Origin of the sequence: Geodermatophilus sp. YIM 151500 (assembly GCF_025716945.1) — a bacterium.
Classification (GTDB): domain Bacteria; phylum Actinomycetota; class Actinomycetes; order Mycobacteriales; family Geodermatophilaceae; genus YIM-151500.
Map to the genome: position 1 here is coordinate 1 of NZ_JAOVZT010000025.1, position 9609 is coordinate 9609.

The following is a 9609-nucleotide window of genomic DNA, read 5'->3' on the forward strand; positions in this document are numbered from 1 at the left end:
CCGAGGCGGCCGCCGGCGCCGCGCGGCCCCGCCGCCGCACGACCGCCGCGCCGACGGGCCCGGTGTCCGGGACGCGGCCGGTCCCGCCGCCCGCGACGCGCCGCGGAGCCGCGCGACCGGGCGGCGGGCTGCTCGCCCGGCGCGCCCCGTTCGTGCTGCTCGTGGTCGGGCTCCTGGTGGGCACCACGCTGGGATCGCTGTTCCTCAACACCGCCATCGCGGTCGACTCGCTGAGGGCCACCCAGATGCGCGTGGACAACGCGGAGCGCGCCGAGGACGTCGAGCGGCTGCAGCGGGAGGTCATCACCGGCAGCACGTCCTCGGCCCTCGCGGCCGCCGCCGAAGAGGCGGGGCTGGTGCCCGCCGGGCCCGCGGCCCACCTCGTGATCGACCCGGACGGGAGCGCGTCGCTCCGCGGCGCCCCGCAGCCGGCCGTGGCGCCGGAGCCGGTCCCGGCGCCCGCGCCTGCTCCCGCGCCGGACGCGCAGCAGCCCTGGCCGGCGCCCGCGGAGCAGCCCTCCGCGCCGGACGCGGAGCAGCCCTCCCCGGCGCCCGCGGAGCAGGCCGGCACCCCGGCCGGGCAGCCGGCGGCGGAGGGGGCGGCGCCGGCCCCGGACGGCGCCCCGGCCGGTGGCGCCCCCGACGCCGCGCCGGCGCCCGGGGAGGGCTGACCGGTGCCCAGCACGTCCCGCGGGCCCGGTGCCGGCCCGCGCACGACCGCGCGCACGACCGGCCGCACGACCGCGCGCACCGGTGACCGGGCCGGGGCGCGCGGCGCAGGTCGGGCCTCCGACACGACCGCCGCCCCTCCCCGCGGCGCGTTCACGCCCCGCCGGGCCCCCGGCAGCCGCCGCAGCGGCGCCGGGCTGTCGGTGGACCAGCGGGGTCGGCGCAACCGGTGGGGGCTGCTCTTCCTCGTCCTGCTGCTCGTGGTCGTCGTGGGGCGGCTGGCGGTGCTCCAGGGCGTCGACGCCGCGTCCTACGCCACCGCCGCCGAGCAGGACCGGCTGCGCAGCTACCCGGTCCCCGCCCTGCGCGGGCAGGTGCTCGACCGCGACGGGGCGCCGTTCGCCTACACGGTGGAGGCCTCCCGCGTGGTGGCCGATCCCACCGTGGTCGACGACCCCGCGCGGACCGCGCTGGCGCTGACCACGCTGCTCGACATCCCGGTGTCGGAGCTGACCGACAAGCTGTCGCAGGAGGGCCGCTACGTCGTCCTCGCCTCCCAGGTGCTGACCGAGACCGTCGACGCCATCGAGGCGCTCGACCTGCCCGGCCTCTACTTCGAGGACGATCCGGTCCGGCTGTACCCGGCCGGCTCCGTCGGCGGGCAGGTGGTCGGCTTCGTCGGCCGGGAGGGCACCGGCCTGGCCGGCATCGAGCAGACCTTCGAGGACGAGCTGGCCGGCTCGCCGGGCCAGCGGCGGGTCGAGGTGGGCAGCGGCGGCTACCCGATCCCCTCGGGCATCGACGAGTCGACGCCGGCGACCGACGGCAGCACCGTGACGCTCACGCTCGACCAGGACCTGCAGTTCGTCACCGAGAAGCGGCTGGCGCGGGCGTGCGCCGACGGCGCGACCACCCGGGCCTCGGCGGTCGTGCTGGACGCGCGCACCGCCGAGGTGCTCACCATGGGGTCCTGCCCGGGCTACGACCCGGGCGCCTACGGCTCCACCGACCCGGACCTGCTGGGCAACCCGGTCGTGTCGCAGGTCTTCGAGCCCGGGTCGGTGATGAAGGCGGTCACCCTGGCCGCGGCGCTCGAGGAGGGGATCGCCACCCCGGACACCGTGCTCGGGGTCGACGGTTCGATCCGCGCCGGGGACGTCGTCGTGTCCGACGCGTGGTCCCACGGCGTCGTCGACTGGACGGTCACCGGGATACTCGCCAAGTCCAGCAACGTCGGGACGATCATGCTGGCGCGCGAGGTCGGCGACACCACGCTCGAGGAGTACCTGCGCGCCTTCGGCATCGGCAGCCGCACCGGCATCGAGCTGCCCGGTGAGAGCGCCGGGATCCTCGAGGCGTCGGCCGAGTGGACCGAGAGCCGGTCGGCCAACGTGCCCATCGGCCAGGGCGTGTCGGTGACGACCCTGCAGATGGCCTCGGCCTACCAGGCGCTGGCCAACGGCGGTGTCCGGGTCGCCCCCCGCCTCGTCGAGTCGGTCACCGCGCCCGACGGGAGGGTGACCGCGGCGAGCGAACCGGAGCGGGCCCGCGTGGTCAGCGAGGCGACCGCGGAGCGCATGTCCTACATGCTCGAGGCGGTGGTCGGCCCGGGCGGCACCGCGCCCCGGGGCCAGATCGAGGGCTTCCGCGTGGCCGGCAAGACCGGCACCGCCCAGCGTGCCAACCCGGAGTGCGGCTGCTACGCCGGCGGTGGCTACGTCACCACGTTCGTCGGCTTCGCCCCGGCCGACGACCCGCGCTACGTCGTGGCCGTGGACCTCGAGCGGCCGACGAGTTCGGCGGAGGGCGGCCAGGTCGCCGCGCCGGTCTTCGCCGACATCATGCGGCACGCCCTGACCGCCGACGGCGTGGTCCCCTCCGGGTCGTCGCGCCCGGACTTCCGGCTCACCGGCACCCCCTGACCGCCCACCGGGCGGGCGGTCCGGACCTCCCCGTCCGCGGCGAGGTGCCCGGGAGGCGGACCGGCCGCCGGTAGATTGGCGCTCCGTGACCCCGACCGAGCCCGGGGCGGTGCCCCGGCCCGCCGGGGCGGAACCGCTCGCCCTCGCCGCCCTGGCCGACCTCGTGGGCGTGCCGGCGGGCGGCGCCGACGGCGACGCCGACGCCGACGGCGACGGGGCTCCGGTCCTGCTGCGCGGCGTCACGCACGCCTCGGGTGACGTGCGGCCGGGCGACCTGTACGCGGCGCTGCCCGGCGTCCGCACGCACGGAGCCCGCTTCGCCGCCGCCGCGGCGGACCGCGGGGCGGTGGCGGTGCTCACCGATCCCGCCGGCGCGGAGGCGGCCGCGGCCGGCGGGGTGCCGGTGTGCGTCGTCGACGACCCGCGCGCGGTCCTCGGCGCGGTGGCCTCGCGCGTGTACGGCTCGCCGAGCCACCGGCTGTCCGTCGTCGGCGTCACCGGCACGAACGGCAAGACGACCACGAGCTACCTGGTCGAGGCCGGGCTGGCCGCAGCCGGGCGGGCCACCGGGCTGATCGGCACCGTGGAGACGCGCACGCGCGGCCGCGACCGGGACGGGCGGCCCGCGGTCACCACCTTCCCCAGCGTCCGGACGACGCCCGAGGCGCCCGACCTGCACGCGCTGCTGGCGACGATGGCCGAGGCGGGGGTCGGCGACGTGGTCATGGAGGTCTCCAGCCACGCCCTGGTCCTCGGCCGCGCAGGCGGCGTCCGCTTCGCCGCCGCCGGGTTCACCAACCTCGGCCGCGACCACCTCGACTTCCACCGCGACCTCGACGACTACTTCCGGGCCAAGGCCCTGCTCTTCGACGGCCGGGCCGAGGTCGAGGTGGTCACCGTCGACGACGACGCGGGCCGCCGGCTCGCCGAGGGCGCCGGCGGGCGCCGCGACGGCCGGCGGCCGGTCACCGTGTCCCTCGCCGCGCCGGAGCCTGCCGGGCGCGGCCGCGCCGACTGGACGGCGACCGACGTCGCGGACGCCCCGGGCGGCGGGTCGACCTTCACCGTGCACGCCCCCGACGGCCGCGCGCTGCCCGCCCGCCTGCGGCTGCCCGGCCGCTTCAACGTCGCGAACGCGCTGCTGGCGGTGGCCCTGCTGGACGCCGTGGGCGTGCCCGTGGACACCGCCGTGGCCGGGATCGCCGGCACCGTCGTCCCCGGCCGGATGGAGCCGGTGGACGCCGGCCAGCCGTTCGTGGCCGTGGTCGACTACGCGCACACACCCGACGCGGTCCGCACCGCCCTGGCCGCCCTCCGCCCGGCCGGCGGGGGGCGCCTGATCACCGTGCTCGGCTGCGGCGGCGACCGCGACCCCGGTAAGCGCGCCGGGATGGGTGCGGCCGCCGCGGAGGGCAGCGACGTCCTGGTGGTCACCGACGACAACCCCCGCTCGGAGGACCCGGCCGCGATCCGGGCCGCGGTGGTGGCCGGCGCCGCCGCGGTGCCGGTGGGGCGGCGAGCCGAGCTGCACGAGATCGGCGACCGGCGGGCGGCGGTCGCGACGGCGGTCGCCCTGGCCGCACCCGGTGACGCGGTGCTCGTGGCCGGCAAGGGGCACGAGACCGGTCAGGAGGTGGGCGGCCGCGTGCTGCCGTTCGACGACCGGGTCGTGCTCCGCGAGGCGCTGGCCGGGCTGGGTGCCCCCGCATGATCGAGCTCACCGGGACCGAGATCGCCGAGCTGGCCGGCGGCGCCCTCGCCGGGCCGCCGGGCGTGCGGGTCCGCGGCCGGGTCACCGTCGACTCCCGGACCGTGGCCCCCGGCGACCTGTTCGTCGCGCTGCCCGGCGAGCGGGTCGACGGGGCGGATTTCCTCCCGGCCGCCGCCGCGGCCGGCGCCGCCGTTGCGCTCACGTCCCGGCCCGACGCCGCGCTGCCGTGCGTGGTCGTGGCCGACCCGGTCGCCGCCCTGGGCCGGCTCGCCGCCGGCGTCCACGCCCGGCTGTCCGCCGGGCGGCTGACCACCCTCGCGCTGACCGGCTCCTCCGGGAAGACGTCGACCAAGGACCTGCTCGGCCAGGTGCTCGGCGCCGCCGGACCGACGGTCAGCCCGCCCGGCTCCTACAACAACGACATCGGGCTGCCGCTGACGGTGCTGGCCGCCGACGAGGGCACCCGCTTCCTCGTGCTGGAGATGGGTTCCCGCGGCCCCGGGCACATCGCCCGGCTCTGCCGTGTCGCCCGGCCCGGCATCGGCATCGTGCTCAACGTCGGCTCGGCCCACCTCGGCGAGTTCGGCAGCCCCGACGGGATCGCGGCGGCGAAGGGGGAGCTGGTCGAGGCGCTGCCGCCCGGCGGCACCGCCGTCCTCAACGCCGACGACCCCCGGGTGCTCGGCATGGCCGGCCGCACCCGGGCGCGCGTGGTGACCACCGGGCGCGGCACCGACGCCGACGTCCGCGCCACCGGCGTCTCGCTGGACGAGGCGGCCCGCCCCCGCTTCACCCTGGTCGCCGCGGGCGAGGAGCACCCGGTCGAGCTGCAGGTCGTCGGCGAGCACCAGGTGGCCAACGCGCTCGCCGCGGCGGCCGCTGCGCTCGCCGCGGGCCTGGTGCCGGCGCAGGTCGCCGCCGGGCTGTCCGCGGCGACCTCGCGCAGCCGTTGGCGGATGGAGGTCGTCCGCCGCGCCGACGGGGTGACCGTGGTCAACGACGCGTACAACGCCAACCCGGAGTCGATGCGGGCCGCGCTGGCGGCCCTCACCGGGCTGCCGGCGACCCGTCGCATCGCCGTGCTCGGCGGGATGGCCGAGCTGGGCGCCACCGCGCACGCCGAGCACGAGCGGCTGGGTCGGGACGCGGCCGCGGCCGGGGTCGACCTGGTCGTGGCCGTGGGACCCGATGCGGTAGGCATAGCCGACGGGGCCGCCGCAGCGGGCCGACGGGCAGGGGAGGGGTCGGTGCACGTGCCGGACCGGGCCGCGGCACGCGCGCTCCTGGCCGGCATCCTCGCCGCCGGCGACGTCGTGCTGGTCAAGGCCAGTCGCAGCCACGGGTTGGAGCTGCTGGCCGCCGACCTGCTCGAGGTCGGGGTGCGCGCGTGAGATCGATCCTGATCGCCGCCGGCTTCGGCCTGGTGATCTCCATCCTCTCGACGCCGCTGGCGATCCGCGCCTTCCGCCGGCACGGGCTGGGCCAGGAGATCCGGGACGACGGCCCGGAGACCCACCTGTCGAAGAAGGGCACGCCCACGATGGGCGGCACGGTCATCGTCGCCGCCACGGTGGGCGGGTACGCCGCCGCGCACCTGTTCCTGCTCGACCAGCCAGGGCGGGGGGTCACCGCCAGCGGCCTGCTGCTGCTGTTCCTCATGGTGGGCCTGGGCACGGTCGGCTTCCTCGACGACTACCTGAAGATCCGCTTCCGCCGCAGCCTCGGGCTGAACAAGACGGCCAAGCTGGTCGGCCAGCTGGTCATCGGGGTCACCTTCGCCGCCCTGGCGATCAACTTCCCGGGCGGCGACGGGATGACGCCGGCCTCGACCACCGTCTCCTACGTCCGCGACATCGCCCCGCTGGCCCTCGGCGCGGTCGGCTTCGTGGTGCTGGCCTACCTGTTCATCGCCGGCTTCTCCAACGCGGTCAACCTCACCGACGGCCTCGACGGGCTGGCGGCCGGCTCCTCGGCGATGGTGTTCGCCTCCTACGTCTTCATCTCCTTCTGGCAGTTCACCCACGACTGCACGACCGAGCTGATCGTCGGGTGCTACGAGGTGCGCGACCCGCTCGACGTCACCCTCGTCGCGGCGGCCGGGATGGGCGCCTGCCTGGGCTTCCTCTGGTGGAACACCAGCCCGGCGCGGATCTTCATGGGCGACACCGGTTCGCTGGCCCTCGGCGGCCTGCTGTCGGGACTGGCCATCGTCACCCGCACCGAGCTGCTGCTCATCGTGACCGGCGGCCTGTTCGTCGCGGTGACCCTGTCGGTGGTCATCCAGGTGGCCTTCTTCCGCGCCACGCGGCGCCGGGTGTTCCGCATGGCGCCGCTGCACCACCACTTCGAGCTCGCCGGGTGGACCGAGAACACCGTGATCGTCCGCTTCTGGCTGGTCACCGGGATGGCGGTGGCCTTCGGGCTGGGCCTGTTCTACGCCGACTGGCTCGCGTTCGTGGGGCTGTGAGCCATCGGTGAACCAGGCCGATCTCGCGGGGCGGACCGTCCTCGTCGCCGGGCTGGGCGTGTCGGGCGCGGCGGCGGCGCGGGTGCTGCTGGCCGCCGGCGCCCGCGTGCTGCTCGCCGACGCCGCCGAGCCCGCCGCGGTGGACGACCTCGCGGCGGCGGGCGCCACCTGGCTCGGCCGGGCCGACGCCGTCCCGGACGGGGTCGACCTGGTCGTCACCTCCCCGGGCTGGCGGCCCGACGCCCCGCTGCTCGCCGACGCGGCGCGGCGGGGCACCGAGGTGGTCGGCGAGCCGGAGCTGGCCTGGCGGCTGCGCGCGACGGCGCTGCCGCCGGGGGAGCGGCCGGCACCGTGGCTGGCGGTGACCGGCACGAACGGCAAGACGACGACGGTGACCATGCTGGAGGCGGTGCTGCAGGCCGCGGGGCTGCGCGCGGTCGCGGCCGGCAACGTCGGCCGTCCCCTGGTCGAGGTGGTGACCGCGCGCGACCAGGGCCGTCCAGCGTACGACGTCCTCGCCGTCGAGCTCTCCAGCTTCCAGCTGCACTGGTCCTCGTCGATCGCCCCCGCCGCCGCGGCGGTGCTCAACGTCGCCGACGACCACGTCGACTGGCACGGGTCGTTCGCCGCGTACCGCGACGCCAAGGCCCGCATCCTCGAGCGCGCCCCCGTGGCCGTCGCCGACGCCGGCGACGCGGTCGCCGCGGGGCTGGTCGCCGCCCACCCCCGGCCGGTCACGGTGACGCTCGGCGAGCCCGGTCCCGGCCAGCTCGGGGTCCGCGACGGACTGCTCGTCGACCGGGCCTTCGCCGACGACCCGGCCGGCGAGGTGCTGCTCGAGCGCTCGACGCTGACCGTGCCCGGCCCGCACAACACGGTCAACGCGCTCGCCGCCGCCGCGCTGGCGCGGGCCGCCGGGGTACCGGCCGAGGCCGTCGGCCGCGGGCTGGCCGGCTTCCGCGGCGGTGCCCACCGCAACGTCGTCGTCGGCACCGTCGCCGGGGTGGCTTACGTCGACGACAGCAAGGCCACCAACCCGCACGCGGCGGGGGCGTCACTGGCCGCCTACCCCCGGGTGGTGTGGATCGCCGGGGGCCTGCTCAAGGGGGCCGACGTCGACCCGCTGGTCGCGGCGGTCGCCGGCCGGCTCGCCGGGGTCGTCCTGCTCGGCCGCGACCGGGCCGTTCTCGCCGCCTCCCTGGCCCGACACGCCCCGACGGTCCCCGTCACCGAGGTGCCCAGCGGAGACCATGAGGGGATGGGTCCCGCCGCCGAGGAGACGATGGCGCGGGTCGTCGCCGCCGCGGCCGCGCTGGCCGGGGAGGGCGACACGGTGCTGCTGGCGCCGGCAGCCGCGTCGATGGACGTGTTCACCGACTACGCCCACCGCGGCCGGGCCTTCGCCGATGCGGTGCACGCCCTCGCCGGGGGCGGCGGGTGACCGCCGTCCAGCCGTCCCGGATCCCGCTGCCGCCGGGCCCGCGGGTCCGGCTGCGCGGACCGGCCTGGCTCGACGGGCCGATGACCAGCTGCCACCTCGTGCTCGGCGCCGCGGGGCTGCTGCTGGCCATCGGCCTGGTCATGGTCTTCTCGGCCTCGGCCATCGAGGCGGCGCTCGACGACCAGCCGGCCTGGGCGCCCGGCGTGCAGCAGCTGGTGTGGGCGGGGCTCGGCTTGGTGGCCATGGCCGTCGCCCTGCGGCTGCCCGCCGGCTTCCTCCGACGCTGGTCATCGGTGGCGCTGGGCGGCGTGACGGTGCTGCTCGTGCTCGTGCTCGTCCCCGGGATCGGCATCCAGCTCAACGGCGCCCGGCAGTGGTTCGACCTGGGCTTCGCCAACTTCCAGCCCTCCGAGCTGGCCAAGCTGGTCTTCGCCGTGTGGGGCGCGCACGTGCTGGCGCTGCGCGAGCGCTACCTGACCACGCGCTCGCTGCTCGTGCCGGTGCTGCCGGTGTTCGGCGTGCTCTCCGTGCTGCTCATCGCCGAGCCCGACTTCGGCGCCGTCGTCAGCCTGGGCCTGGTGCTGGTCGGCCTGCTGTGGGCCGGGGGCATGCCGTTGCGCTGGTTCGGCTGGTTCGCGCTCGCCGGGGCGGCGGTCCTGGCCGCCCTCGTGAAGACGGCGCCCTACCGCATGGCCCGGATCACCTCCTTCCTCGACCCGTTCGCCGATCCGGACGACGGCGGGTTCCAGGCGATCCGCGGCATGTACGCCTTGGCCACCGGCGGGCTGTGGGGCGTCGGGCTGGGCAACAGCGCGATGAAGTGGAACCTGCTGCCGCACGCCCAGTCCGACTACATCTTCGCCATCATCGGCGAGGAGCTGGGCTTCCTGGGCTGCCTGGTGGTGGTCACGCTCTACGGCGTCCTGGCCTACGCGGGCTTCCGCATCGCGCGCCGGTCGGCCGACCGCTTCGTGCAGCTGGCCAGCGTCTCGATCACCGTCTGGCTGGTCGGGCAGGCCACCATGAACATGGGGTACGTGGTCGGCCTGCTCCCGGTGACCGGCGTCCAGCTCCCGCTGATCTCCGCGGGTGGCACGTCGCTGGTGCTCACCCTGTTCATCGTCGGTCTGCTCGCCCGCTTCGCCCGGGGGGAGCCGGCGGCGGTCGAGGCCGCCCGGCAGTCCCCGCCCGGCAAGCTGACCCGCTGGCTGCTGCCCGTGCCGGCGGCCGCCGTCGAGCCGGTCCGCCCGCACCGGCGGGGCGGCACCCGCCCGGGGCGCGGTCCCGCGGTGGGGGGCCGGCGCACCGTCGTCCCGGTCCGCCCGGCGCCGCCCGCCGGCCGTCCGGCTCCCGACGACGCCCACGCCGGCGCCCGGCCGCGGCCCCGCGCGTCCGCGCG

Annotated in this window: 6 protein-coding genes and 1 pseudogene; all 7 read left to right on the plus strand. The window is 77.3% G+C overall.

Annotated features, from left to right (window positions below; genetic code table 11):
• Positions 1–671 (plus strand): annotated as a pseudogene (locus OF117_RS21780) (hypothetical protein); the annotation flags it as partial.
• Between the two features lie 3 nt (positions 672–674).
• Positions 675–2591, plus strand: coding sequence for a peptidoglycan D,D-transpeptidase FtsI family protein (locus OF117_RS21785; protein ID WP_263554957.1), 1917 nt, complete (start codon positions 675–677; stop codon positions 2589–2591).
• Between the two features lie 85 nt (positions 2592–2676).
• Positions 2677–4302 (plus strand): UDP-N-acetylmuramoyl-L-alanyl-D-glutamate--2,6-diaminopimelate ligase, encoded by a 1626-nt coding sequence (locus tag OF117_RS21790; protein WP_263554958.1) that lies wholly within the window; start codon positions 2677–2679, stop codon positions 4300–4302.
• Positions 4299–5693: a UDP-N-acetylmuramoyl-tripeptide--D-alanyl-D-alanine ligase gene (locus tag OF117_RS21795; RefSeq protein WP_263554959.1), complete on the plus strand. Its 1395-nt coding sequence runs from the start codon at positions 4299–4301 to the stop codon at positions 5691–5693. The genes OF117_RS21790 and OF117_RS21795 overlap by 4 nt, the downstream gene beginning before the upstream one ends.
• Complete coding sequence (gene mraY / locus OF117_RS21800) at positions 5690–6769, plus strand: phospho-N-acetylmuramoyl-pentapeptide-transferase (RefSeq protein WP_263554960.1); 1080 nt, start codon at positions 5690–5692, stop codon at positions 6767–6769. Before OF117_RS21795 ends, mraY begins: the two co-directional genes overlap by 4 nt.
• A 7-nt stretch (positions 6770–6776) precedes the next feature.
• Complete coding sequence (gene murD, locus OF117_RS21805; protein ID WP_263554961.1) at positions 6777–8210, plus strand: UDP-N-acetylmuramoyl-L-alanine--D-glutamate ligase; 1434 nt, start codon at positions 6777–6779, stop codon at positions 8208–8210.
• The coding region (ftsW, locus tag OF117_RS21810; protein WP_263554962.1) for a putative lipid II flippase FtsW at positions 8207–9609 on the plus strand (1403 nt) is incomplete at its 3' end. The genes murD and ftsW, both read left to right, overlap by 4 nt.

What these genes read in the sequence shown, in the direction of transcription:
- OF117_RS21795 (WP_263554959.1), top strand. Translation starts at nt 4,299, where the DNA reads ATGATCGAGCTCACCGGGACCGAGATCGCCGAGCTGGCCGGCGGCGCC.